This is a genomic window from Nocardia sp. NPDC050712 (genome assembly GCF_040654295.1).
In the GTDB taxonomy this organism is placed as follows: Bacteria; Actinomycetota; Actinomycetes; order Mycobacteriales; family Mycobacteriaceae; genus Nocardia.
On sequence record NZ_JBFAHT010000002.1, the window covers coordinates 1512671 to 1538048 of the forward strand.

Below are 25378 nucleotides of genomic sequence, written 5' to 3' on the forward strand. Positions count from 1 at the left end.
CCCTTCGGCTGATCTCGGTGTCCGGCCATGAGTCTGGTCGTGCTGGACACCATGAACGACGCCACCGCCTGGTCGGCGGTGGCCGCCGACGGCAGCGCCTCGACCGCGCTGACGATCGCCGACGCGCCCCAGCGCGGGCCCACCGGCACCGATCCGCGCTGCGTGCTGCTCACCGCGAGCGCCGCCGCGACCGGGCATCTGCTGCGCCGGGACCTGCCCGCGCGCGATGTCTCGGACTGTTCGGAGTTGCGGTTCTCGGTGCGCGCCAACCGCTCCGCGGGCCCGCCGGGGCGCGGCTTCTTCCTGGAGCTGCGCCTGGGTTCGGCGGCGCTGGCGCCGGATGACCCGGCCAATACCTGGCACCGATTCGTTCCGGTGCGCGCGGCGGCCACCTGGGAGACGGTGGTCTGCGGCATCGAGGATCTGCCCTCGGTGATCGCGAAGAACCTCTCGCGAATCCAATTCCGCTGTGTGGAAGCGCCGTTCACCGCCCGGCTGGACGGGATCGTCGCGGTCCGCCCGCAACTGCTGGCCGATGCCGACGCCGCGCTGGCGGCGGTGCTGGCCGGGGTGGCGCTCGGGGCCACCCCCGTGGCCGCGCGGGTCCGCACGGCCGCCGAGGCGGTGCCGCCCGCGCCCGCGCTCGACATTCTGCATTCCGGTGTGCGCCATGCCCGCCAGCGCGTGGACAGCACGCGGGTGGCGCGAGATTTCCGTGCCGATCAGCTGCGCCTGGTCGCCGCGGGCGACCCCTACGACCTGGACTACGAGGTGCGCGCGGTCGCGGGCTCGCGCGCCGAGGAGGCCCTACTGCTCGAAGCCGTGCTGGACCGGCTGGGCGGGCGCGGCGAGCTGATGTTCGCGGGCGTGCCGATGCCGGTCGAGTTGCGCTGTGAGGCACCGGATTCCGCCGCCGTGGCGGGTGAGCCGGTGCTGCGGTACCGGGTCGGGACCCGTGCCCGGGCCCGGATCGCGCTGCTGGATTGGCAGGTCCGCGACCTAGTGCTGGACGCCGATCACCTGGAGGTGTCGTGAACGCCTCCCGCACCAAGAATTCAGGAGAGTAGTGATGGCCTTCAATATCGGTGTCAATGTGGTCGAGGTCGACGGCGCGACCGCGCCGTCGGTGACCGGCGCCGCGGTATCGGTGGCGGGGTTCGCCGTGCTCACCGAGCGCGGCGTCCCGCATCAGCCGCAGCGGATCAGCAATTACCCGCAGTTCGTCGAACGCTTCGGCGGCTACTTCCCCGGCGGGCTGGGCGCCTACCTGGTGAAGGGGTTCTTCGACAACGGCGGGCAGACCGCCTATGTCAGCCGCGTCGTGGACGGGGACAACGCGGTCGGGGCCAAACCGGCCAGTGTGGATCTGACCGATGCCGCGAACACGAAGGTGGGCGCGGTGAGCGCGGGCTTTCGCGGGCAACCGGATCCGGGCGCGTGGGGCCGCCGGTTGGCGGTGCGGATCCGGCACAGTTCCTCGGCGTCGAGCCCGCTGCTGGAGAACCAGCCCGCGACCGTGACCGGCAATGCCCTGGGCGCGGCCACCGTCGACATGACCGATGCCCCGAAGCTGCTGGTCAAGGTCGACGACGCGACCGCCGCGACCGAAATCGCGTTCTTCGCCGAGGATTTCGCGGACAAGACCAAAGCCAAGGCCAAGGAGATCGCGGACGCGATCAACCGGCGCACCACCCGGTTGCGGGCGAGCACGGAGGGCTCGGGGGCGAGCGCCAAGATCGTGCTCACCTCGACCGGGGAGGCGGTGCCGGCCGGGTCGGGCACGAGCTTGCAGATCACCGCCGACCATCCCAAGGCCGGCTTCACCACCATGGCGAACCCGAAACCGGGCACCGTCGAGCCGCTGACCGCGTCCGGGTCGAAACTGGCCGCCCCGGGCGATTTCGCGCTCGGGGAGCACATCGTGATCACGGCGGGCTCGGTGACCGCGGCCGGTCCGCACGCCATCAGCGCGATCGATCACCGCACCGGCGCGGTCAACTGGACCCCGGCGATGACCAACCTGGCCGATTTCACCGATCACAGCGCCGTGGTGGTGGCGAAGGTGGAATTCGACGTCCTGGTCGCCGACGGGGGCGCCGACAGCGCGCACGTGGTGGAGACCTTCGCGGGGCTGACCCTGGAACCGAGCCTGCCCAACTACGCCTCGCGGGTGCTCGACCATCCGCTGACCGGGTCGAAACTGGTGCAGTTCGACGATGTCGAGGCCGCCAACCGTAAACGCCCCGCCGAGAAGTGGTATCCGCTGGCCGGGGGCTCGGACGGCAAACCGAAGGCCGGTGATTTCAAGGGCGAGGAAGCCAAGGGCACCGGGCTCTCGGCGTTCTCCCCCTACGACATTCAGCTGCTGTGCACCGAGAGCACCGAGGTGGTGGTGGCGCTGGCGGGGCTGGCCTATTGCGAGCAGCGCGGTGATGCCATGTACGTCGGCGCGGTGCCGCGCGGCGAGGACGCGATCGCGTTCGGGCAGAAGCTGAAGACCAAGAAATCCTATGGGGCGCTGTATCACCCGTGGCTGGTCGTGCCGGATCCGATCGGGCTGGGCGGCAATCCACGGATCAGTATTCCGCCGGTCGGGCATGTGCTCGGGGTGTTCGCGCGCACCGAGAACACGCGCGGGGTGTGGAAGGCGCCGGCCGGGGACGAGGCGAATCTGCTCGGGGTGCTCGACACCGAAACCCACTATTCCGACGCCGATCACACCCAGCTGGCGGTCGAGGGCGGCGTCAACGGCATCCGCCCGATCCCGCGCGCGGGCATCGTGATCGATTCCTCGCGCACCCTGTCCGACGATCCGCGCTGGCGCTATGTCAACGTGCGGCTGCTGTTCAACTACGTCAAGTCCAGCCTGCGCGCGAGCCTGCGTTCGGTGCGCCAGGAGCCGAATCGTGAATCACTGTGGACCACAGTGAAATTCGGCACCGTGAGCCCGTTCCTGATGGGTTTGTGGCGCCAAGGCGCGTTCGGCACCGGCTCCCCGGAGCAGACCTTCACGGTGATCGTCGACGCCAACAACAATCCGCCCGACCAGGTCGAGCAGGGCAAGTTGACCGTCGAGGTCTATTTCTATCCGTCGCGGCCCGCGGAGACCATCGTGCTCGTCTGTGGCCAGCAGCCCAGCGGCGCGACCGTCAGCGAAGCATGAGAGTGAGGAGCAGCAGCCATGCCGCAAGTGGGTGATTTCTACGAGGGCTATCGGGCCAACGAGTTCGTCTTCGTCATCGACGGGAAGGAAAGTCCGGGCGTCAGTAAGGTTTCCGGGCTCAGCGAGGGCGAGATCGACACCATCGAGCAGCCCGACGGCGGCACCATGCACGTCTACAAGCTGGCCGCCTCGAAGGTGAAATTCGAGCCGCTGACCATCGAGCGCCGCGTCGACGGCAGCCCGGAGGACAAGAAGTTCCGGGAGTGGTTCCGGGCGACGTTCAACCTGAGCGCCCGGCAGCAGGGCGGTTCGGCGATCCGCAAGAACGGGATGATCATCAAACGTCATTTCGGGGAGGACGTGCTGACCTTCGCCTTCTACAACGCGTGGGTGAAGTCGTCGAAGTTCTCCGATCTGGAGGCGGGGTCGACCAATTTGCTGCTGCAGACGATCGTGCTCGAGCACGAGGGACTGGAGCGGGTCGGCTGACCCGCGGAAGGAGAACCCGATGACAACCATGGAGATCGGACCGGCCCCGGGCCGGAGCGGGGTGCGCGAGATCGAGGTGACGCTGCCGGTCGGCTACCTCGACGATCAGGGCCGGGTGCACCGGACCGCGACGCTGCGCAAGATGACCGGGCGCGACGAGGCGCTGCTGGCCGATCCGGCCAATCAGCGCAACGGCGGCCGGCTGGTCACCGCGCTGCTGCACAGCTGCCTGACCGGGCTCGGTGAGCTGAATCCGGTGCGGCGCGCCGATATCGAGGCGATGTATTCGGTGGATCGCAACTTCCTGCTGATCCGGTTGCGCAGCTTCACCTTCGGCCCGGAACTGCCCGCCTCCTACACCTGCCCGGCGTGCGGGGACCGCTTCGAACAGCTCGAGGATCTGGACGCACTGCCGGTGCGGAGGGTGCCGGGCGAGGAACCGCCCGAGGACATCGTGGTGGAACTGCTCGACGGCTACCTCGATCGCGACGGCAGCGTGCACACCGCGCTGACCATGCGCATGGCGCGCGGGGAGGACGAGACCGCGGCCGCCCCGCAGATGCGTAAGAACGCCTCCCTGGGCAAGAACGCGTTGCTCTCGCGGTGCCTGCGGTCGCTGGGTGATCTGCCCAAGCATCGCCTCGAGGCGATGGGCCCGAAGATCCTGGCCGATCTGACGCTGACCGATCGGCGCCTGATCGACAAGGCGTTCAACGACAACGCACCCGGTATCGACCTGATCCGGGAACTGGACTGCCCGGCCTGCGGGCACGAACTGCGCGCCACCTTGGACCTGACCAATTTTTTAGCCATGGACTGAGCCTGGAGGGGCTGCGCCAGGAGGTGTTCTTCCTCGGCTACCACCTGCACTGGGCTTGGTCGGAGCTGATGGGGATGTCCACCGACGAGCGCCGCGCCTACGTGGAGTTGCTGATCGCGCAGATCGAACGGGAGAACGCCCGCATCGAAGCCGCCCGCACCGACTGAGGGAAGGAGGAACCGCGGATGCCGCTGGGTTTGCTGCTGCAGAAGGTCACCGCCGCGCTGCGCGCGACGGCGGCGGCGCTGGCGCCGTGGGCCGACATCGCCGGGCGCGAGACGCTGATCGTGGAGCGCGCCCGCAGCGCGTTCCTGCTGCACTGGTTCGGGCGGCGGCTGCCGATGCAGGGGCTGGCCTTGCGCGCGCACATCACCAATTTCGGGGCGTTGAACACCCAGTTCCTGGCCGCGCAGCGCGCGGTGCCGGTATCGCGGGGCGGCCCGAATCTGACCGAACCGCTGGCCGGGGTGGCCGGGATGATCGGCGGGATGCTGCTCAGCCCGGCGGGCATGATCGCCGGTGTCAGTGTGCTGCTGCGGTTCAGTGCGTTCAGTCTCAGTGTGTTGCTGGCGGCGCTGGCCTGGATCGTGCTGCCGTTTCTGCTCGGGTTCGGGATGCGCGCCGCGCCGGTCGGGACCGGGATCCTCGTCGGCGGCGGATTGCTGGCGGCCGGTGCCGGTTTCGCGCTGGCGGCGGCGCTGGGTGACCGGCGCGAGATCCGCGCGGTGTTCGACCTGTTCGGGGCGCTGGCCCGGTTGATGAACGGGTCGGTGGCGCTGCTGGAACAGCTGGGCGGGCCACGCGGCGAGGTGCGAAACCCGTTGCTGGCCAAAATACTCGACCTCGGTGACCGGTTGGCCGGGTTGCTCGCGCAATTGCTGGGGGCGGTGGCGGTGCTGGTGGTCAAGATCGCGCCGGTGCTCGAACCGGCGGCGCGGATGATGGCCGGGATCGCGCGGCTGGGGGCCGCGGTGTTCGCCGCGCTCGGGGAAGTCGTCGCGGGCATGGTGCGCCAGGGCGAGGAGCTGAGCACCGGGGAGGGGTCGCTGGTGCGGATCGTGGAGCACACGATGACGGTGGTGCGCGGGCAACTGCGCCGGGTCGGGCGCACGGTGGACGCGCAGCTGAGCGTGCTGGTGGCCGCGGTGACCGGGATCGCCGCCGCGGTCAGTGTCCAGGGCAGCGAATTCCTGGACACGGCAGGCGAATTCGTCGGCAAGTTGTTCCTGGAGCATCCGATCGTGCGGGTCTTCGCCGCACTGGGCAAGGAACTGGCGCTGGTCGAGCTCGCGTTCGCCGCACCCCGCAAGATCGGCCCACCCAAACCGCCGGCTCTCTCGATCCCCGCCCTGCCCCTCCCGCGCCCGCTGCGGCCCTTCCCGCCGCTGCCGTCCGCGCCGGACAAGAAGACGCTGAAACAGAAGTACGGCGGCGACACCCTGCCCGCGCTCACCTGGCCCGCCCTGCAAGCCGAAGCCGACGAACTCGCCCGACTCCCCGGCGACGACGCACCCCTGGCGCTGGGCCCCGGCGCCCGCGCCGCGCTCGCCGCCACCCGCAAGCGCCCCAGCATCTTCGACCCCGAACGCGCCGAACTGGCCACCGGCCTGCTCGGCGCGAACGCCCTGTGGGACCTGGACCCCACCCAGATCACCCGCTTCCGCGAAGCCTTCGCCCTGATCATCGGCCGCGTACTTCCGCCGGAACTGCGCGGGCTCACCATCCCGGGCCTGGTCGACCCCGAAGAACTACCGGTCCTCGACCTTCCCGATTCCGAAGACCTGCGCCCGATCGTGCACACCCTGCGCCTGCGCGTGCCCGGCGCGAACCTCACCGAGGTCCGCAATTTTCAGGACCTCGTGCTGGAACGGCTGCGACAGCGCTCCTATGCGATACCAGCGGGAGGGCAGTGACATGCCCATCGACTTCGCTTCTGTCGCCAGCAAATTCGCTGCCGCGTTCGCCGCGCAACTGCGGGTGGGCCCGGCGCAGCGGGCGATCGAGGCGGCGTTGACGCGGCGGTTGGAGGCGGCGCGGCTGGTGGATCGGGCGACCGAGGGGTTTCCGATCGTGCGGTTCTACAACGGGGCGTTGTCGCTGTGGCTGCCGCCGGGGCAGCGGGGGACGCTGGCCCCGGCGACACCGCAGCGGTCCCTGCTGGATCATCTCGGGGCGGGAGGGCTGGGGTTCCTGGACGGGCTGGGGCGGGCGATCGATCCGCTGCGCGCCGGCAGCCAGGAGACCGCGATCGCGCGTTTCGCCACGGCCGCGAACCGTGCGCTCGCCGACCTACAGGCCTCGGTGCGCCGATTCCGGGTACCGACGCCGGCGATGTTCGATCCGCGCGCCCGCACCGCCGGTGATCTGGCGGGCCTGATGGCGCTGGCGTTCCAAGTGCTGGCCGAGGCCGCGACCACCAGCGGCGCGGTGCGGCGGCTGGCCGGGCAGTTGCGGGGAACTTTGGCGGCACTCGGTATTGCGGTGCCGGACAGGATCACCCGGGTGCTCGGTCCGGTGGCGGTGGACGCGCCCCCGGTCGGGCGCACCCTGGCCGAGACCGCCGACGCGCTGGCCCGCGAAACCCTGGGCGCGCTGGTGCTCGTCGGGTCGCTGCCCAAGCTGATCGAATGGCTGCTCACCGAAGGCGCGCTGGCACTGCGTAAATCGGTGCTCGACGGCTTCCGGCGCGCCGAACATCACGTGTATCACCTGCGCGGGGCGGTGTTCGAGTTCGCGTTCGGTGGCGGCACCCGCCTGGCCGCCCGCGGGGTCGCCCTGGTGGGGGCGCTGGGCGCGGTGCTCGGCGCGCACCTCGAGTTCCAGCTGAAGTTCTACCGCGCCTACGGCACCGGCTTCGCCGGGGGCGTGCGCGAATTCGTGGTCGAGCTCGGCCTGTTCCTGCGTGACGTGCTGCGGCTGCTGCGCGGGATTCCGGTGCTGCTGGGCGCGATCACCGCGATCGGGCTCGGCGATCTGCTGCGCGCCAAACTCGGCGGCTGGGCGGTGCTGGTGCCGGCGCTGAGCCTCGACGATCTGCTCGACGACACCGGCACCGCGGTCGACACCGGCAAACGCGACGAACTGCACGACATGCTCAACGCCGCCCAGGGCGCGATCGACGACCTGCGCCGCACGGTGCCGGGCATCGACCTGCTCACCGACAAACTCGAATACGGCGAACGCCAGATCGGGCGCACCCGGCGGCTGGTGGACGCCCTGTTCACCAGCGGCGGATCCGGCACCGCGCTGCCGATCATGGCCGAGGCCGCGCCGCTGAACTTCCGTTCGGAATTCCCCGACCTGGCCGAGACCGTGTTCGGCGGCGGGCGCAAGCAACAGCTCCTCGACGGCGTCACCCGGATCGAGCACGCCGCACGGCTCGCGGGCGCGAAGGTCTTCCGGCGCACCTTCCGCAATCTGAACACCCTGTCCGATCAGTTCGCGGGGGAGGCCGCTCGTGCGGCGAAGGTAGACGAGAAGGGCCGCCTGGCCGCGCTGGGCCCGCAAGCCGATGCGCTGGCCGAGGCGTTCTACGGCCCCGAGGTCGACGAGCAGCGCCGCGCCGTCGCCCGGCACCCGCAGGAGGCTTTGGCCAAGGCGTTCGAAACCTGGCTCGCCACGGGCGGTTTCCTGCTCGTCGGCGAGGCCATCCCCGCCTACGTCGGGCACCTGGCCGCCACCTACCGGGCCCAGCTGGCCCAGGGCAGCGAACTCACCTTCGAGCTCACCCCGACCTCCCCGCACCTCCTGCGCAAACGCGCACTGCTGGGCCGGGTGCGGATGCCGCGCCTGACCCTGCGCGCCGCGGCGGGCACCCCGCTGGACGCCGCGCTCGCCGAGGAGATCGCCGAGCAGTTCGGCGGCGCGGTCCTGGCCGCCTACCGGACCGGCCACCAGCGCGTGCGCGAACTGGCCACGGCGGGAGGCGGGCGATGAACGAGGAGACCCTGCTCACCCAAATGGGGCTGCTGCTCACCCAAACCCGTTTCGCGCGACGGGCTTTGGAGGACATCGAGCGTTCGACCTCGCAGTACGCGACGTTCACCTTCACCTCGGTGATCGCGGCCGGGCCCCGCTTCGGGGAACCGCCGCTGTTCGACGGCGCGCTGAAGGTGCACGTGGTCAACCTCTCCGACCTGGCCCCCGGCGGCGGCTTCGGTGACTTCCTCGAGGGCCTGCTCGGCGGTGTCGGCCGGTTGATCGGCAACATTCCCGGCGGCCTGATCGGAGGCACCCTGGGGTCGCTGTCGATCATTTCCGCACTGCCCACCATCCACGACATCGCGGTGCGGGTGGAGAACATCCTGGGCCTGCTCAACCTGCGCGGCGGCGACCGGATCGAGGACGCCACCGCGGGCGCGCGCGGTCAACCGGTCGGCGGCAGCACCCTGACCACGCAACTCGGCGCGATCACCAAGGCGATCGAGGCGCTGGCCGGCCTGTTCTTCGTCGCCGCCGGTCGCCCCGAACAGGCCGCGCAGACCTCGGTGCTGCCCGGCACCGTCGAGGGCGGTGCCTGGCTGCGTCTGCTCGACAGCGCCACCGCCACCCTGACCGCGCTGTCACGGCTGGTGGACGGGCTGATCCTGGCGCTGCCGGAGGTGATCGGGTCGATCTCGTGGCTGCTCGCGCGCCTGCCCGACATCCGCCTGGCCGTGGCCGAAACCCTGAAATTCCTGCTGCGCCAAGCATTGCTGCTGCGCGGGCTGGTGTTCGTGACCATGTTCGACACCTTCGCCATGGTCGCGCGCACCGCCGCCGGGGTGCTGGCGATCCTGCAGTCCACCGTCGATGCGATGCTCTCGGCGATCTTCGACACCGTGCGCGAAGCACTGCTGGCGGTGTTCGATCTGGCCGGTGTGCTGGGCGCGGCGATCAGCGCGACCGTGGACGCCCTGCTGAACTGGCTGGTCCCGGCCGTGGACACGATCCTGCGCAATCTCGGGGATCTGCGGGTGTTCCGGGTGATCACCCACGTGGTGCGGATCCTGCCCGCGATCCTGCCGATCATCTACGAGATCGTCGCCGACCAGCCCCTGGCCGGCACCGCGGACCGGCCCGGGGCGCTGAACCCCGAGCAGATCGAACGGCTCAACGAGGCCGCGCGGCTGCCGTTCCTGGATCCGCTGCACCGCGGCGGCGTCGCGCCGGTGGCGGTCACACCGCCCAGCGCACCGAATTTCCAGGCGATCCTGACCGATCCGAAGACGATCGGGCACGCCACCGTCGCCCTGGACCGCATCCAGCAGGTCACCCGCAACGGACTCCAGATCACCGGCGACGCGGTCACCGGCGGACTGCGCGACGTGGCGGGCAAACTGGACCGCGCCGCCGCCGCGGAGGCCAAACTGTCCGACTCGACGCTGGACAAGCATCTCGGGCAGGTCCGCGAACGCTCCACCGAACTCGCCCAGAACCTGATCGTCGGGGAAAAGGTCCGCACCGACACGGGTTTGGAGGCGATCGCCCAAGCCTATGAGAGCTGGCTGACCCGCGGCGGCCTGGACACCCTGCTGGGCAAGATCACCGAACATTTCGCCGGCCCCGAAGCCCGGAAGGGTGTCCCCGCCGCGGCGGCCGCGGTCATGGACCGCCCGCGCGCCACCGTGCAGATCGACGAGGTCCTCATCGACCTGAGCGGCACACCGGGCCCCGCGCTGCGCGAAATCCCGCCACCCGCCGCCGAACCCGAGCGCCCGCTCGGGCCCGGCGACTTCCCGCTGCCGCCCGACCGCGACGACGCCGAACGCCACGCCCGCATGTGGTTCGAGCTCGGCGAACGCAACGGCGGCCGCGGCGTCCTGCCGAGCCCCGCCTAGGAGACTGTGATGACACGAAAAACCGGGTACCTGGCCAACGTGATCAACGTGCCGCCGTTGATCTTCCGTTTCCAGTTCAACCCGGACCTGATGTCGGAGAAGAAGTCCTACGGCTACCGCGAGGTGCAGAACTTCGGCAAGTGGGAATTCGACCGCACCGCGGCCGACACCGGTTTCGGCAAGGTCTTCGGTGCCCTGGACGACCTCAAGGAGTTCGGGCCGCTGCTGGTGGGCACCAAGGGCCTCGAGGCCGACACCGGCAAACCACGCACCTTCGCCCTGGATTTCGCCCTCGACGCCCGCTTCGTGGACAACATTCCCGAACTCCAACCCGGACAGCAGATTCCGGGCGCACCGCCCCGCGTGCCGGTCTCGGGGGACAAACGCTTCGGGGGCCGGCTCGAGCCGAGCCTGGCGGTGCTGCGCTCGTTCATGAACCCGTCCTGGGATCCGCTGGGGGAGATGCTGGCCTGGCTGGCGCCGGGCCGCAAATTCTGCCCGCCCACCCGGCCGCCGGTGTGCAGTTTGAAGCTGGGCGGCATCGACCTGGAATGCGTGATGACCGATCTCAACATCAAGATCACCAACTTCAAATCCGACCTGACCCCCGAGCGCGCCGAGATCAGCGTCACCTTGCAGGAGCAGACCCAGTCGATCGGCACCACGTTGGACTACATCGGCCGCCACATCGAGGTCGCCAAATCCTATTGGCAGCTCGACGGCGAGGACTGGGCGCAGACCGCGCCCGGAGTCGGGTTGTTGCAGAACGTCTTCGGCGATTTCGGAATCTAGGAGCTGTCATGGGTGTCTCGATCACCTCCCGCTACCGCGGCCTCGAGGTCTACGACGCGACCGGCGCCGACGGGGTGGTGCACGCGACGGTCGCGATCCGCCGCTACGCCCCGCGCCCGCCCGACGCCGTGGACTACCAGCATCGGGTCACCGGCGTGGAGGACATCGAATATCTGGCCTGGCGCTACTACGGCGACGGCGAGAGCTGGTGGCGCATCGCCGATGCCAACCCGGTGGGCTTCCCGCTGCGGCTGCGCCCGGGGGAGTCGCGCGCGGTGCCGGTGACCTCCGCGCCCGGCCTCATCGACCGCAAGCGGGTGTTCTGAGATGGCCGAGGACACCGCGATCGCGCTGCTGGCGATGAGCGCCGACGGCAAGGACTGGCGCGATGTGTCCCCGCCGGTGGCCTCGGTGGACGTCGAGGACCACGACCGGCTCACCGACAAGGCCACGGTGATCCTCGACGACAACACCGGCGTGCTCGCCGACGCCTCCTTCGAGGGCCTGGAGCTGCGGTTGACGCTGGGCTGGCAGGCGCATCCGGCGATGATCTTCGAGGGCGTGGTCTCCGCGGCGCGGGTGATCGCCGCGCCGGGCGGGCAGCGCATCGAGTTGACCGCGCTGGATTTCACCCACCGCATGAGCAAGCACACCCCGGCCGAACCCAAGGTGTGGAACAACGGGGAAACGCTCGAACAGGTGCTGACCGAGATCGTGTCGCGCGCGGAGTACCGGATCACGCCCTTGCAGATCGAGCCGACCGAGAACACGACGTTCAGCAAAACCGATCCGCTGCGCCAGGCCAACGTCAACGACTGGGCGTTCGTGCTGGGGCTGGCCGAACGCCAGAACTGCCTGGCGTTCCTGGAGTTCGACGGCAAGAACACCTCGCACTTCTACTTCGTGCCGATCGAGAAGGTGGGCACCGCGGCGCCGATCGGGGCGCTGAGCTACTGCCGGGGCATGGGCGATCTGGTGGAGTTCGACTTCGAGCGGATCGCCGCCGGGGCGCTGCCGGCACGCGCGGCGGCCACCATCGACCCGCTCAGCGGCGCGGTCGTCGACGCACCCGCCCCCGCCCCGGCGCCGCGCCCGCAACTGCCCGCGCCGGGCAGCGGCCGCGACCCCGATCTGGGCAAGAGCCGCACCGCGGCGCTCGAGGCGCTCACCGAACTGGCCGCCGCCGCCGCGGCGAAACTGCCCGCGCCCACCCATCGGGTGATCGGCACTATCGCCGACCCGGGTGCGGCCAAGGCCACGATCGTGCGGGATCCGACGCGTGCGCTCGGGTTCGCCGGGCGCGGAGTGGCCACCGGCAACGTGCTGCTGCGGGCCAAATCGCGGGTCAGCATCTCCGGGATCTCGGCGTGGGCGGCCGGGGACTGGTATCTGACCAAGGTCAATCACGTCTACCGGCGCGAACGCTCCGAAAACCGCGGCCGGGCCAGCTATTACACGAAATTCGCGGCGACGAGGTGATGGGGATGCTGACCGAGGAACTGGGCCGCCACGCCGGCCGCTACTACGGCAAGTACCGGGGCAAGGTCGCCGACGACGCCGACCCCGACTGCCGGGGCACGCTCGAGGTGACGGTGCCGGCGGTGTTCGGCACGACCGCCTCGGTGCCGGCCGCGCCGTGCCTGCCCTACGGCTATTTCTTCGTCCCGCCCAAGGGCACCGACGTGTGGGTGGAGTTCGAGGCCGGCGACACCCGGCGCCCGGTCTGGACCGGAGTCTGGTATCCGCAGGGCGCCACCCCGCCCGAGGCCGCGGCCGATCCGCCCGAGCGCCGGGTGATCAAGACCGTGGCCGGGCACACCGTCGAGATCGTCGACACTCCGGGCGCGGAGCAGATCCTGATCCATCACGCCAGCGACGCGTTCGTCTCCATCGACGCGCACGGCAGCGTGCTCGTCGCCGACGGCAAGGGCTCGCATCTGCACCTGGACGCCGAGAACGGCAAGACGACCCTGGTGGAGGCGCACGGCAATCATCTGAGCATGACCGCGGACGGGACGGCGGTGGTCAACCCGAAGGGCACGGTGCTCAACCTCGTCGAGGACACCGTGCACGTGAACGCGAAAACCGTGGTGCTGAACGCGACCTCGGTGGCGCTGGGCACCAACGCGGCCGAGCCGACGCTGATGGGCACGGCATTCAGTGCACTGTGGCACGCGATGCTGACCCACACCCACGTGGTGACCGGCACCCTCACCCCGCCCGCCGCGGTGGCCGGGGTGGCCGCGCCCTCACTCCAGCTGGCGCCGCTGCTCCTGCAACCGGGTGTGCATCTGAGCAGTGCGGTGGTGGTGAAGTGATGAGCCGCTGCAAGTTCCCGCCGTTTCCCGCGATCACGCTGCCGGCACCGCCCGGGTTGCCCGCGATTCCGCAGCTGCCCGCGCTGCCGTCGCTGAGCGTGCCCGACCTGCCGGGTTTGCCGGTCCCGAAGCTGCCCTCGATCAGCCTGCCCGCGCTACCGGGGCTGCCCGCGATTCCCGAACTGCCCGCGCTGCCGGCACTGACCCTGCCGACCCTGCCCGGCCTGCCCGTCCCGAAGTTGCCCTCGATCGCGCTGCCACTGCCCGCCCTGCCGGGCCTGCCCGAGATTCCGGCCCTGCCGCCGTTGCCGAGCCCGCCCGCCCTGCCCGCCTGCCCCTTGGACTAGGAGACCGTCATGACCGACGCCGCCGGAGCCGCCTTCCCGTTCCGCATCGACCCGCACACCGGCGGCATCGCCATGACCGCGGGCGATCAGAAGATCCGCGACGACCTGCGGGTGCTGCTGGGCACCCGGCTCGGCGAACGCCCGATGCTGCGCGACTTCGGCACCCGCGTGCACGCCCTGGTGCACGAACCCGACGACGACGTCACCGCCGACCTGCTGCGCAAACAGGCCCACGAATCGGTGGTGCGCTGGGAACGGCGCATCGTGGTCACCCGCGCGGTGCTCGAACGCCACGACGGCGAACTGCGCCTGATCCTGGGCTACGTGCACAGCGACCGGCCGGTGGCCGCCGAGATGACCATTCCGATCGTGTGAGGCAATCATGGTGACTCCCGCCCCCGCGGCCATCGACTACACCGACAAGGACTTCCGCTCCCTGCGCGCGGCGATGCTGCGCCTGGCCGAGCAGCGGCTGCCGGAATGGACCGACCGCTCCCCGGCCGATCTGGGCATGCTGATGGTGGACCTGTTCGCCTACTGCGGCGATGTGATGCTCTACTACCAGGACCGCATCGCCAGCGAACTGTTCCCCGCCACCGCCACCGAACGCGCCGGCATCGTCGATCTGCTGCGGCTCATCGGCTACGAACTGTCCCCGGCCACCCCCGCGGTCGCCGACCTGCAACTCACCTTCGCCCACCCCGGCGCCCCGCAGACGGTGACCGTCCCGCACGGCGCGGTGTTCGCCACCGTCAGCGACACCGGCGGCGCGATCGAATTCACCTACCTGGGACCGCGATTGGAGCTGGCGCTGCTCTCGGATCAGCTGCGCCCGGGCCTGGACGACGAGAACCGGCCGGTGCTGCGCTACGACGGACTACCCGTGGAGCAGAGCAGCGCCCGGCCCCCGGTGCTGCTCGGCTCCTCCACCGGCGAGCCCGGCCAGACCTTCCGGCTGCCCGATCAGGCGATCGTGGTCGATTCGGTACTCGTGCAGGTCGAGGAGGGCGCGGGCTGGGTGAGCTGGGATCGGCGCGAGAGCCTGCTCTTCGAGGTCGCCGCCGACGGGCGCGCGGTGTTCGCCCATCCCGCCGACCGCGTCTACCAACTGCTGTTCGACGCCACCGGCACCGCGCACGTGGTGTTCGGCAGCGGGCGCCGGCCCCCGGTGGGCACCGACAAGGTGCGCGCGAGCTACCGGGTGTGCCGGGGCGCGGCCGGCAATGTGGCCGCGGGCGCGATCACCCAGTCCCGCACTCCGATTCCCGGGCTGCGCTCGGTGCTCAACCCGGCCGGTGCGGCCGGTGGCGGGGACGCCGAGCGCGCCGATCACGCGATCCGCTACGCGCCCTTCGCCTTCCGCTCCACCAACCGCGCCGTCACCGCCAGCGACTACGTGGCCCTGGCCCAGCGCACCGGCACCGTCGCCAAGGTCCGCGCCCACAGTCGCTCCTGGAACACCGTCGACCTCTACATCGCGCCCGCCGGCCCGGCGTTGAGCGCGGTCCCCGAGGCGCTGCGCAACCGGCTGCTCGGCTACTTCGAGGACAAGCGGATGGCCGGCACCACGGTGACCGTGCTCGACGCGCGCCCGGTGGTAGTCGACATCGCCGTGGAATTGAGCGTGGACAAACGATTCCTGCCCGAGGCGATCCTGGCCCGGGTGTCGGCCGCGGTGGCCGCGCTGCTGGATTTCGCGGTCGTGGACTTCGGATCCACGCTGTATCAGAGCGATGTGTACGCCGCCGCGGAATCGGTGGAAGGCGTGCTCGGGGCGAAGGTCACCCGGTTCCAGCGCGCCGACCGGCCCGCCCCGGACCTGGAAGCCGAACTGGCCCGCCATCAACTGCCGCCGCTGGCCCAGCTGCCGGCGTTCCTGCGCGACGCGATCGGCACCGGGGTCGCGCCCGAGGGCCGCATCGAGGTCGGCGAATTCGAGATCCCCACGCCCGGCGTGCTGGACGTGCGCCTCGAGGCGTCCCCGTGAGGACCCGGGTGTCATGAAAGTGACCGCGTTCACCGCGACCGCCGACCTGATCGGGCGGCGCGTCCTGCTGCGGTGGACGATGGAACCGCTGCCTGGCGAGGCGGCCCCGGATCGCCCGGTGGTGCGGGTGCGGCGCAAGACCCGCGACTTCGCCTTCCCCGCCGACAGCGCGCGGTATCTGCTCTACGACGACGCCGAGTTCCCGCCGCCGGGTGCGGTGGAAGTGGTGGATCTGCCCGATCGGGATCGCCGCGAAGGGCCGCAGCGGATTCTCGAGCAGACCCTGACCGTGCTCGAGGACGTCGGCGGAATCCGCCAGGAGGTGCGCCGCCGGATCGTGCGCACGGTGTTCGGCGCGGACCGCTCGGTGCTGCGCCGGGAAGTGGACCTGCTCGACGCCGGTGACCTCGGCGGTGTGCTGCTCGAACCGGGCGTGCCCTACTACTACCAGCTCGACGGGCCGGAATCGTTGCGCGCCACCGCGACCGCCGGGGAGGTGCACGGCAATCACCGCACCCTCTACGAACTGATCCCGGCGATCTATCGCCGCCACGACACCCAGACCCGGCCCCGCGATCCCGGCACCGGACTGCTGCCCGAGGCGAATGCCGGTGGCGGGCAGCTGCGCCGGTTCGTCGACACCTTCGGGGTGGCGCTGGATTCGATCCTCAGTTCCGCCGAGGGGCTGCGCGGCTTGCGCGCGACCGCGGAGGTCGAGCACCGGTTCCTGCCGTTGCTGGCGGCCTGGATCGGCTGGGATCTGACCGCCGACGGCGACATCGCCCGCCAGCGCAGCGAGATCGCCACCGCGCCCGGGCTCTACGGCACCGTCGGGGCCATCCCCGGGTTGCGCAGCATCGTCGACCACTACACCGGCTGGTCCACCCGGGTCGCGGAGTTCGCCCAGCACATCACGTGCAGTAATGCCGCGCCGCAACGCAATCTGTTCGCCGCGGTGCAGCGCGGCGGGGCCTGGTGGGGTGCCCAGGACGCCGCACCCGTACTGGGGCTGACGGTGCCGGCGGCGGTCGGGGACGATGGTGTCGCCGCCGTGCTCACCGGCGTCGTGGACGGCCCGTTCGCGCTGCGGGCGGGCATGACGCTGACGGTGGCCGCCGATGGCGCGCTGGCGGCGACGATCGTGTTCGGGCCCGGCGATTTCGCCGATCTCACCGCGGCGAGCGCCGGTGAGGTGGCGGCGGTGCTGACCCGGATGCTGTCCGGGGTCGACGCCGAAGCCGTCGGGGCCAAACTGCGGTTGCGCTCACGATTGACCGGCCCGGAATCCCGGCTCGAGGTGAGCCCGGCCAGCGCGAGCCTGGTCGCACTCGACGGCGCGCCACGCGGGCGGCTCACGACCTGCACCGATGCCGCCCAACGCCGGTGGGTCGGCTATGCCACCACCTGCGGGCACGGCGGGACCCGGCTGCTGATCAAGGCGTCGGTGCGCGCGGCCTGGCTCGACGCGACCGCCGTGCCTTCGGCTGCGCCGCAAGCCGATCCGGCGCTGCTGGCGTTGCCGGGTGCGGCGGGTTTGTGGCTGGCGTGTGTGGCCCATCCCGACACCGGCCACAGTGTGCTGCGCTGGCGCACCGGTAGGACGCAGGCGATGGAACCGGCCCGGTTGCGCGGGGAGGTGCGCGGACCGTTCCGCCTCGTCGAGGGGACCCGGCTCACCCTGACCGGCTACGGGGCCAGCGAGGTGTTCCATGTTCGGGCCGCCGCCTACGCCGTGCTCGCGCGCGCCACCGCCCAGGAGGTCGTAGCGGCGTTCAACGCCCAGGTGAGCGGCGTGGTGGCCACCGTGTCCGCCGACGGCGGGATCACCCTGCGCACTGCCGCGACCGGGCCGGATGTGGTGCTGCGCGTAGACCTTCCGGCCTCGACCTGCGCCCACGCCCTGGGTTTCGGGGACCGGCGGATGCGCGGGCAGGGCAGCGTCGACCCGGCCGTGGACTGGGCGCCGCCGGCCACGGTCCCCACCGTGCCGATCGGGTGGCACGCCGACTGCACCGCGGCCACCGACCCCGCGGGCGCGATCCGGCTGGTGTGGCGCACCCACACCGAACAGGTGTGGCGGCTGGCCCGGGTGCGCTGGGACGCGACCGTGCTCGCGGGCACCACCGCCGGAGTCGGCGAGCGCGCCGCGGGCGGCGCATGGCAGCGCGTCACCACCGCGAACGGGTTGCCCGGCAACGATATTCGTGCACTGGCCGTCGACGCAGACGGCTCCACCTGGTACGCCACCGCCGCCGGCGCCGCGGTACGGCGCCCCGGCGGCACCATCACCCAGCTCACGGTGCCCGACCCCACCGGCAACCCGGTGACCGATCTGCGCGCGGTCGCCCTGGCCCCGGACGGCACCGTGTGGTTCGGGCACGCCGCGGGCGTCAGCGCCCGGCTACCCGACGGCACCTGGCACACCGCCGGCGACGGCCTGGCCAACCGCAACGTCCGGCACCTGGTGATCCGGGCCGCCACCGACGGAGTGTCGGTCTGGGCGGCCACCGCCTCGGGCCTGTCCCGACGCCGCGCCACCGATCTGGCGAGCCTGGAAAGCGGCTGGGAGACCCTGCGCATCGCCGACGGGTTACCCAGCAACGACATCCGCCACCTCGCGGTCGACCCGTACGGAGCGATCTGGGTCGCGACCGGCTCCGGCGCCGCCTGGATCGGCGCCGACGACACCGTCACCACCATCGACCTGGCCGCACTCGGCGCTCCAACAGCCGCCAACGACGTCCGGGCAGTCGCGCCGGTCCCCGTCGAGGACGTCCGGATGCTCGCGCCGGTGAGTGCCTATGGCGCTCAGGCCTTCGCGTCGGGTGCCGTCGGCGGTCAAGCCTTCGCGCCGATGAATGTCGACAACGGTCGGAATTTCGCACCGGCGAGCGCGGCCGAGGGTGGGGCAGTCGCGCCGAGTGGCGGCGACAGCCGTGTTCTTCCGCCGGCCGGTGCCGTGGGTGGCGAGGCTTTCGCCCGAATCGGCGCCGAGGACGGCCTCACGTCCGCCGGTGCCCGGACGTATCCGGCGGCCGAACCCATCGTGGCCGATCACGGCCCGGTCTGGCTGGCGACCGGGGCCGGGGTGGTCGAGTTGCGTTCTGATACCGAAGGACACCTGTACACCACTGCCGACGGACTGCCCGACCAGGACTGCCGGGCGGTTCTGGTCACCGCGGACGGCACCGTCTACGTCGGCACACCCGCAGGGTTGGCCATCCGCGACGCTGCGGGCTGGCGCACCGAAACCACCGCCTCCGGGTTGGTGGGCAACAATGTGCGCGCACTGCACGGTCCCTGGTCGGCTCCGCTGTGGTTCCCCGATCCCGGTGCGGGCGAATACGATCCGCATCTGGTGCGCGACGGGGACCGGCTCTGGCTGGCCGCCGCGCACGCCGACACCCACGCGGACCCGTTGGATCGCCACCGGATTCGGATGCGCCGCTTCGACTGGCCGGGCCCGGCGTGGTCCGCGCCGATCGACCTGACCACCGGCACCGCCCGCGACCGCGAACCCGCGATCGCGGCTCGCGGCACCGGCGGGGCACGGGTGTACTTCCGCTCCGATCGCGGTGGCGGCGAGGGCCTGTACTCCGCCGACCTCTCACTCGCGGGCGCGATCACCGCCCCCGAACCGGTCCTGACCGGCGCGGCCGCCAACACCAACCCCGCCGTGCTCGATCTATCGGATGGCCTGCCCTGCCTACTGTTTCGCAGCGACCGCAACGTAGCGCTGGGCCGTCTCGGCGGCTACGGAACCCCTACCCCCGCGCGCCGTGGCAGCGACATCGCCGGCGCGGACTGGGCCGCTGGCCTGCACGGTCGCGCCGACATCAGCGGGCACTGGTCCGCAGGTGCGGGCGAATCCGACCGCGACCGGCCGGGCACCGGCGATCCCAGCCATCGCGCCGCCGACGAAGCCTCGGTACGGCGCTTCGCCGGCTCGACCACTGTCGCTCTCGCCGACCTGGATCGCAATCGCGGCCGCCGCCAATTCGGTGACCTGCTCGCCTACACCCCGCAGCGCCCCGACGGCTCGGCCCTCGAACCCGACGAGCTCTACACCCCCGGCACCCTGGGCCTCTATGTCGAACGCGGCCCCGCCGGTCGCCCGCTGATCGCCCGGGACGCGGATCGCCTGCGCGAGTTGCTGATCCGCTTCCTGCCGGTCAACCGTCGCGCGGTGGTGGTGCTGCGCTCCTCGGAACTGGACGAGGAGGTGTTCGGCGCGGGTCATCCGCTGACCGAAGCGTTCCGCGACGAATACCCGTTCGCCGAATATCTGACCGTCAGCGACGCCGGTGTGGACGCGATCCCGGACTGGCGGGTGTTCCGCGCGACGGATCTGTCCAGCCGCACCGCCGACCGCGACCTGCTGACCACACTGCGCAACCGGGTGTGGTGGCCGCCGTTCCCCGAGGAGTCACCATGATCGACGAACCTGCCGCCGGGCGGCTGTCCGGCCGCTACCACGACGTCCTGCTCGGACCCGACGGCCGCGTGCTGTGGGATCGCGGCTGGCACGCCAATGCCATTGTCGGAGACTGCCGCCGGCTGCTGGCCGCCCTGATCCGCGGTGCGCCCGCCGCCACCGGCATCGTCGGGCTCCAGATCGGGGCCGGCTCGGAGGCCTGGGACAACACCGGACCACCCCCGGCGACCAGCGGCCAGACCAAACTGGTCGACCCCAAACCCTTCACCGCGGGCCCGGCCGCGATGCGCCTGGACTTCCTCACCGCCGCGACCGTCTCCGGGACCCCGACCAACCGGCTGCAGATCCACACCACCCTGGGCCCGAACCTGCCGAACTGGCCCGACGCCAACCATACCACCAGCAATCTGCGCGAATTCGGGCTGGTCGCCACGCTCGACGGCGCCACCGTGCTGCTGAACTACGTCACCCACTCCGTCATCGCCAAGGATCCCGCCAGCACCCTGCAGCGGACCATCTGGCTGACGTTCTGAATCGAGGCACCCTCATGGCCATCATCTCGCAGAACAAATTCGATCCGCTGCTCGGCTATGTGAATGTTCGCCTGCAACAGGGTGTTCCGATCGTGGATGCCGATGTCAACGAACTCGACGACATCCGCAAGTTCGAGTTGCGGGCGTTCCTGAAATGGTTCGTCGGGGACGGGGTGCCCGACGGCAACGAGGGATTTCGCGTGGTGCGCCGTGACAGCGCGCCCGCCAACGACTTCGTCGTCTCGCGCGGGGTCGCCGCGGCCGCCCCGGGCACCGCCGGCACCGAGGTCGCGCTGCGCAATGTGGGCCGGATCATCGTCGACGGCCTGGATGTGATGATCGCCAAGGACCTGGTGTTCACCGAGCAGCCGCTCTACGCCGAGCGGGCCGGTTCGGCCGCGGAGGCCGCGCGGCTGGGCGTGCCGGTGGTGCCGAAACTGGCCACCCCGGCCGGGGACGGCACCCTGGTGGTGTATCTGGATCTGTGGGAGCGGGTGGTGACCGCCGCGGAGAAACCCGAACTGGTGCACCCCGGACTCGGCGTGGAGACCTGCGCGCGCACCCGCCGCGAATGGGTGGTGCGCACCCGGCCCGGAATCAAGGCCCCGGTCAAGGGTGACCCCGATTTCCTTGCCGGCCACGCCTATTCGGCGCTGGCGCTGATCCAGCGCCGCGCGGGCGATCCGAACATCCAAACCGGGGACATCCTCGATCAGCGCGCCCGCCGGCTGATGGTGCCCCCGGCGACCCTGGTCGAGGACCTGTTCGGCGTCGACCCGCTGGCCTACCGCAACGGGGCGGGCCGCCCGCCGATCAGCGTCCGGGCCGCGGTGAACGCGCTGCTGCGCGGCGAAATGCCCGCCACGCCGGACGCACCCGTCGACCGCAGCACCGCCAACGAAACCAGCAAGCGCGGCTTCGTGTTCGACACCACCGGCGGCCTGGTGCTGACGCTGGGCAGCGATCGGGTGGCCGGGGTGGAGCAGGCCTTCGCGGGCCGGCTGGAGCTGTCGAATATCGCGGGCGGTTTCACCAACCCGCTGGTGCAGGTCAGCGCCGGCGCCGACATCCACACCGAACCGCATCTGGCGCTGCTGCCCGGCGGGGACCTGCTGGTGGTTTATCAGCACAAGATGGGCCCGGCGGCCAACATTCAGATGAAACGCGGGTCGCTGACCGGGCTGCCCGCGGCGCCCGAGATCGCGGTGGCCACCGACGCGACGGTCGAGGAGAAGCAGCCCTTCCTCGCGGTCACCGGCTCGACGGCGACGGTGTTCTTCCACCGCACCAACACCAATCAATGGAACTATCGCCGCTGGAACACCGTGACCAGCAGCTTCGGCGATGCCGCGCCCATCGTGCTTTCCGGTGCGGTCGCCACGGTGCCGGAGTTCCATGCCGCCGCCGACGCGGCGGGCAAGGTGTGGGCGGCCTTCCGCACCAAGACCGGTTCCACCGCATTGAGTTTCGATCCGGCCTCGGGGTCGGTCGCCCAGGAGACCGCCCAGGTGGCCACCGGCGCGAGCGCGCACGAGAGCCCGTTCGTGCTGCCGGTGCCCGGGGCCGCGACCACCACGGTCTGGGTGTTCTGGCGTTCCACCGGCGCACCCGACCCCGGCCTGTACGGGCGGGTGTTCAGCGGCGGGAGCTGGAAGGACCCCCAGCCGATCGCCGGCACCAGCCTGGCCGATCACCACCCGTGCGCGGTCGCCGACGCCGAGGGCGGGATCTGGTTGTTCTTCGCCCGCGGCGATGTCGGCTCGCGCGACCTGTTCGCGATGCGCCGCGACCTCAACACCGGAACCTGGGGCCCGACCAGGCAATTGACGGCCACCGGCCCCGGCAAGGACGAGAGCGCCCCGCACGCGATGTTCGCCGCGGACCGCTCGATCTGGCTGCTGTGGAACAGCGGCCGCGACGCCACCAATCTCAGCATCTACTACAAACGCCTCGTCACGGCGATCTGAGAGGAGACCGCCATGGCCTCGATCAGTCCGAACACCCTCGGTGCGGGCATCTACACCGTCACCGCCTCGCGCGCGCTGGTCGCCGATCTGCGGCTCGACATCGTCGGCACCTCACCGTTCGCCGAATTCCAGCTGCGTTTCCCGGCCGCCGCGGCCGGGGTCGAGGTGCGACTGGATCGCGGAGCGGCCACCAGTGTGGCCCTGCCCGTCCTGGACGGTGCCACCCTCAACGACAACATCAGCTTCGCCAACCGCCGGATCCTGGCCTCGGCCACCGCGATCGGCGCCGAGATCGTGATCGACTGTCAGTTGCGCACCACCGCGGGCGCGGCCGCCGGGGAGGCGTGGTCGGTGCGCGCCCGTGCCGCCGACGCCCAAACCTGGCAGCTCAGCCAGATCGAAGACCTGCCGGGGGATCCGACGATCACCCGTGTCCTGTGCGATCCGGCATCCGGATTCACCGTTACCGCCGCCACTTTCGCCAACGGCGCGGTGCGCGAACAGGACACCGTCACCCTGACCGCGGCCGCCGCCGGGGGAACCGCCGCGGCCCCGACCGTGGTCGGCGGTCCGGTGCCGGCGGTGAGCTACCGCTTCACCAAAACCGGGTTCGTGCCGATCACCGCGTTCCCGGCGTGCTCGGCGAGCCAGACCATGACCTTCACCCCGCCCGGGGTGTATCGCGATCAGGCGATCACGATCTCCGAGCAGGTCTGGTTCGAGACCGGCTGCGGCACAGTCGGATTCCTGAACTCCGAAACGCCCGCGCAAGCACTGACGATCCGGCCGCGCACCCAGCATCTGGCGCTGGTGCTGGATCGCTCCGGCAGCATGAGCGGTCCCCGATGGGACAACGCGACCACCGCCGCCCAGATCATGGGCAATCTGTTCTTGGCGATGCGTTCGGGTGTGAACGCCGCGGACCGGATCACCGAGATCGTCTTCGAGGACCAGGGCTGTAGCTGGCACGGCGCACCGGTCAGCCCGCTGGTCACCCCGGTGCTGCCGCTGACGGCGCTGAGTGCGGCCGACCTGTGCGGCACCGCCTTCGGCGCACCCGGTAGCTGCACCCCGATCGGTGACGGGCTGATCCGCGCCATCGACGATCTGGCCGCCCTCGGCGTGGCCGACGACCCGCACTTCACCATCGTGCTGCTCACCGACGGCTACGAGAACAGCGGCACGGTGATCGTCGACCCGAACACCCCCGCCCCGGCCGGGATCCAGAAGTTCGGTGTCGCAAGGCAAACCGGGGCGGCCCGCCAGAGCGTGAACGCGCGCCTGTCGGTGTTCACCATCGGCGTCGGGGCGACCGTGCAGGAGGACGTGCTCGACGCACTGGCCACCCAGTTCGGCGGCGGCTACCGGCTGGTCGCCGGGGTCACCGAGCACGAGGTGGCCGAGGCGATGGCGCAGATGGCCTCGCTGTCCCAGGCCACCGAGCAGCGCACCCCGGAACCGGGCGGGCCCGCGGCGCCCCGGCTCGTGCACATCGAACCCGGCGTGTCCCGGCTCGCGATCGCCGTGCTAGGGGCGGCGGGCAGCGACACCCTCACCCTGGAGCGGCGAGTGCAGGGCGCCGCCGGATTCACGCCGGTGGCGGCGTCGGTGCGCAAATGCGCCGGCCACCATTTCGTGTGGGTCGACGTGGCCGCGCTGCACGGCGGTGACGAGACCGCGGTGCCCGCCGCCGACTGGCACATCCAGCGCAAGGACACCGCCGGTGCCACCGTGACCATCCTCGACAAGGACCTGCTCGTCTTCGTCGACCTGTTCGTGCGCACCGACCTGGTCTTCGACCGCGAGCACTACGCCACCGGCGACCCGATCCGTCTCACCGCGCGCGTGCGCGCCGGTTCCGACCCCGTCACCGGTACGAAAGTCGTTGTCGAACTGGCTCGTCCGGGTGAATCGCTGGGTTCCTACCTGGCGGTGCGCGGGTCCGACTACCGGGCGGGACGTCCGCGCCCGCCCGATCCGCACGCACCCAAGGCCGCCATGCTCGCCCATTTCACCGACGGCCGCGGCCTACCGATCGACACTCCGACCGGCGTTTTCGACGACGGCACCGACGAACTCTTCGACGACGGCGAAGGCAACTACACCAACCGCTACAGCAACACCGATGCCGAAGGCACCTACACCTGGCGAGTCACCGTCACCGCCGAATTGCCCGACGGCAGCACCTACACCCGGGTTCTGACCCTGTCCCGGTGGGTCGGGGTCTCGATCGACCCGGCCAAGACCGAAACCCATACCAGCACCACCGGATACGAGGGCTACCTGCGCACCTCGGTCACCGTCGTACCGCGCGACCGTTCCGGCCAGTACCTGGGCCCGTTCCGTCCCACCGACCTGCGTTTCACCGTGCGCGGCGGCCACTTCCAAGCCATCCGGCCCAGCGAAAATTCCCGCGGGGTCGAGTACCGGACCAAGGACGGCGGCATCGTCCTCAGCCGCTACGACGGCGGCTACACCCGCGTGGTGGAAACCCGCCACGGCGAGCACGCCACCGTCCTGGTCACCGTCAAGGGCGTGGAACTGCCCCCGATCGAGGTGGGCGAACGGGTCGGTGACGCGCCACCCGCCCGCCGCAACCGGTGGCTCGGCGAGCAGATCGACAAGGCGCGCCGCAAAATCCGATAGCGCAGTCGCGTTGGGGGTTGTTACCGTCGGGGCGTGAATTCTCCGGAGGCATCCAGGCGGTA

The 25378-nt window shown here is 70.9% G+C and carries 19 protein-coding genes; all 19 read left to right on the plus strand.

Annotated features, from left to right (window positions below):
• The first annotated feature begins 27 nt into the window (after positions 1-27).
• The 19 genes from AB0H76_RS17885 to AB0H76_RS17975 are packed head-to-tail and all read left to right on the plus strand — an operon-like array spanning position 28 to position 25316.
• Positions 28-1035 carry a hypothetical protein gene (locus AB0H76_RS17885; RefSeq protein ID WP_357324551.1) on the plus strand — a complete coding sequence of 336 codons (1008 nt, stop codon included), beginning with the start codon at positions 28-30 and terminating at the stop codon, positions 1033-1035.
• Positions 1036-1069: 34 nt separating this feature from the next.
• The gene (locus tag AB0H76_RS17890; RefSeq protein WP_357324556.1) at positions 1070-3163 is read left to right on the plus strand and encodes a phage tail sheath C-terminal domain-containing protein; all 2094 of its coding nucleotides are present in this window, start codon (positions 1070-1072) and stop codon (positions 3161-3163) included.
• An 18-nt stretch (positions 3164-3181) separates the two neighbouring features.
• Entirely contained in the window at positions 3182-3652 is a 471-nt protein-coding gene (locus AB0H76_RS17895; protein ID WP_357324559.1) for a phage tail protein, read from the plus strand.
• 19 nt (positions 3653-3671) lie between these two features.
• On the plus strand, positions 3672-4472 hold the full coding sequence (locus tag AB0H76_RS17900; RefSeq protein WP_357324561.1) for a hypothetical protein: 801 nt from the start codon (positions 3672-3674) through the stop codon (positions 4470-4472).
• Between the two features lie 23 nt (positions 4473-4495).
• Complete coding sequence (locus tag AB0H76_RS17905) at positions 4496-4639, plus strand: hypothetical protein (protein ID WP_357324564.1); 144 nt, start codon at positions 4496-4498, stop codon at positions 4637-4639.
• An 18-nt stretch (positions 4640-4657) separates the two neighbouring features.
• On the plus strand, positions 4658-6385 hold the full coding sequence (locus AB0H76_RS17910) for a hypothetical protein (protein WP_357324567.1): 1728 nt from the start codon (positions 4658-4660) through the stop codon (positions 6383-6385).
• A 1-nt stretch (position 6386) separates the two neighbouring features.
• Complete coding sequence (locus tag AB0H76_RS17915) at positions 6387-8408, plus strand: hypothetical protein (protein WP_357324570.1); 2022 nt, start codon at positions 6387-6389, stop codon at positions 8406-8408.
• Positions 8405-10291, plus strand: coding sequence for a hypothetical protein (locus AB0H76_RS17920; RefSeq protein WP_357324573.1), 1887 nt, complete (start codon positions 8405-8407; stop codon positions 10289-10291). Before AB0H76_RS17915 ends, AB0H76_RS17920 begins: the two co-directional genes overlap by 4 nt.
• A gap of 9 nt (positions 10292-10300) precedes the next feature.
• Positions 10301-11083 carry a hypothetical protein gene (locus AB0H76_RS17925; protein WP_357324576.1) on the plus strand — a complete coding sequence of 261 codons (783 nt, stop codon included), beginning with the start codon at positions 10301-10303 and terminating at the stop codon, positions 11081-11083.
• A gap of 8 nt (positions 11084-11091) precedes the next feature.
• Positions 11092-11409, plus strand: a complete 318-nt coding sequence (locus AB0H76_RS17930) for a hypothetical protein (protein ID WP_357324579.1) — start codon at positions 11092-11094, stop codon at positions 11407-11409.
• Position 11410: 1 nt separating this feature from the next.
• A complete protein-coding gene (locus tag AB0H76_RS17935; RefSeq protein WP_357324582.1) occupies positions 11411-12562 on the plus strand; it encodes a hypothetical protein in 1152 nt (383 codons plus the stop codon).
• 5 nt (positions 12563-12567) lie between these two features.
• Entirely contained in the window at positions 12568-13401 is an 834-nt protein-coding gene (locus tag AB0H76_RS17940) for a phage baseplate assembly protein V (protein ID WP_357324585.1), read from the plus strand.
• Positions 13401-13748, plus strand: coding sequence for a hypothetical protein (locus AB0H76_RS17945; protein ID WP_357324588.1), 348 nt, complete (start codon positions 13401-13403; stop codon positions 13746-13748). Before AB0H76_RS17940 ends, AB0H76_RS17945 begins: the two co-directional genes overlap by 1 nt.
• Before the next feature lie 9 nt (positions 13749-13757).
• Entirely contained in the window at positions 13758-14123 is a 366-nt protein-coding gene (locus AB0H76_RS17950; RefSeq protein WP_357324591.1) for a GPW/gp25 family protein, read from the plus strand.
• Between the two features lie 7 nt (positions 14124-14130).
• Complete coding sequence (locus AB0H76_RS17955; RefSeq protein WP_357324594.1) at positions 14131-15735, plus strand: baseplate J/gp47 family protein; 1605 nt, start codon at positions 14131-14133, stop codon at positions 15733-15735.
• Between the two features lie 13 nt (positions 15736-15748).
• Positions 15749-20170 (plus strand): two-component regulator propeller domain-containing protein, encoded by a 4422-nt coding sequence (locus tag AB0H76_RS17960; protein ID WP_357324597.1) that lies wholly within the window; start codon positions 15749-15751, stop codon positions 20168-20170.
• A complete protein-coding gene (locus AB0H76_RS17965) occupies positions 20167-20703 on the plus strand; it encodes a hypothetical protein (protein ID WP_357324600.1) in 537 nt (178 codons plus the stop codon). The genes AB0H76_RS17960 and AB0H76_RS17965 overlap by 4 nt, the downstream gene beginning before the upstream one ends.
• A 14-nt stretch (positions 20704-20717) precedes the next feature.
• Positions 20718-22670: a DUF6519 domain-containing protein gene (locus AB0H76_RS17970; protein WP_357324603.1), complete on the plus strand. Its 1953-nt coding sequence runs from the start codon at positions 20718-20720 to the stop codon at positions 22668-22670.
• Positions 22671-22682: 12 nt separating this feature from the next.
• Positions 22683-25316 (plus strand): vWA domain-containing protein, encoded by a 2634-nt coding sequence (locus AB0H76_RS17975; protein WP_357324606.1) that lies wholly within the window; start codon positions 22683-22685, stop codon positions 25314-25316.
• Positions 25317-25378 lie beyond the last annotated feature (62 nt).

Bases quoted from the DNA above. Each gene is read 5' to 3' on its own strand.
- AB0H76_RS17885 (WP_357324551.1), top strand. From the start codon at position 28: ATGAGTCTGGTCGTGCTGGACACCATGAACGACGCCACCGCCTGGTCG.
- AB0H76_RS17890 (WP_357324556.1), top strand. From the start codon at position 1,070: ATGGCCTTCAATATCGGTGTCAATGTGGTCGAGGTCGACGGCGCGACC.
- AB0H76_RS17895 (WP_357324559.1), top strand. From the start codon at position 3,182: ATGCCGCAAGTGGGTGATTTCTACGAGGGCTATCGGGCCAACGAGTTC.
- AB0H76_RS17900 (WP_357324561.1), top strand. From the start codon at position 3,672: ATGACAACCATGGAGATCGGACCGGCCCCGGGCCGGAGCGGGGTGCGC.
- AB0H76_RS17910 (WP_357324567.1), top strand. From the start codon at position 4,658: ATGCCGCTGGGTTTGCTGCTGCAGAAGGTCACCGCCGCGCTGCGCGCG.
- AB0H76_RS17915 (WP_357324570.1), top strand. From the start codon at position 6,387: ATGCCCATCGACTTCGCTTCTGTCGCCAGCAAATTCGCTGCCGCGTTC.
- AB0H76_RS17920 (WP_357324573.1), top strand. From the start codon at position 8,405: ATGAACGAGGAGACCCTGCTCACCCAAATGGGGCTGCTGCTCACCCAA.
- AB0H76_RS17925 (WP_357324576.1), top strand. From the start codon at position 10,301: ATGACACGAAAAACCGGGTACCTGGCCAACGTGATCAACGTGCCGCCG.
- AB0H76_RS17930 (WP_357324579.1), top strand. From the start codon at position 11,092: ATGGGTGTCTCGATCACCTCCCGCTACCGCGGCCTCGAGGTCTACGAC.
- AB0H76_RS17935 (WP_357324582.1), top strand. From the start codon at position 11,411: ATGGCCGAGGACACCGCGATCGCGCTGCTGGCGATGAGCGCCGACGGC.
- AB0H76_RS17940 (WP_357324585.1), top strand. From the start codon at position 12,568: ATGCTGACCGAGGAACTGGGCCGCCACGCCGGCCGCTACTACGGCAAG.
- AB0H76_RS17945 (WP_357324588.1), top strand. From the start codon at position 13,401: ATGAGCCGCTGCAAGTTCCCGCCGTTTCCCGCGATCACGCTGCCGGCA.
- AB0H76_RS17950 (WP_357324591.1), top strand. From the start codon at position 13,758: ATGACCGACGCCGCCGGAGCCGCCTTCCCGTTCCGCATCGACCCGCAC.
- AB0H76_RS17955 (WP_357324594.1), top strand. From the start codon at position 14,131: ATGGTGACTCCCGCCCCCGCGGCCATCGACTACACCGACAAGGACTTC.
- AB0H76_RS17960 (WP_357324597.1), top strand. From the start codon at position 15,749: ATGAAAGTGACCGCGTTCACCGCGACCGCCGACCTGATCGGGCGGCGC.
- AB0H76_RS17965 (WP_357324600.1), top strand. From the start codon at position 20,167: ATGATCGACGAACCTGCCGCCGGGCGGCTGTCCGGCCGCTACCACGAC.
- AB0H76_RS17970 (WP_357324603.1), top strand. From the start codon at position 20,718: ATGGCCATCATCTCGCAGAACAAATTCGATCCGCTGCTCGGCTATGTG.
- AB0H76_RS17975 (WP_357324606.1), top strand. From the start codon at position 22,683: ATGGCCTCGATCAGTCCGAACACCCTCGGTGCGGGCATCTACACCGTC.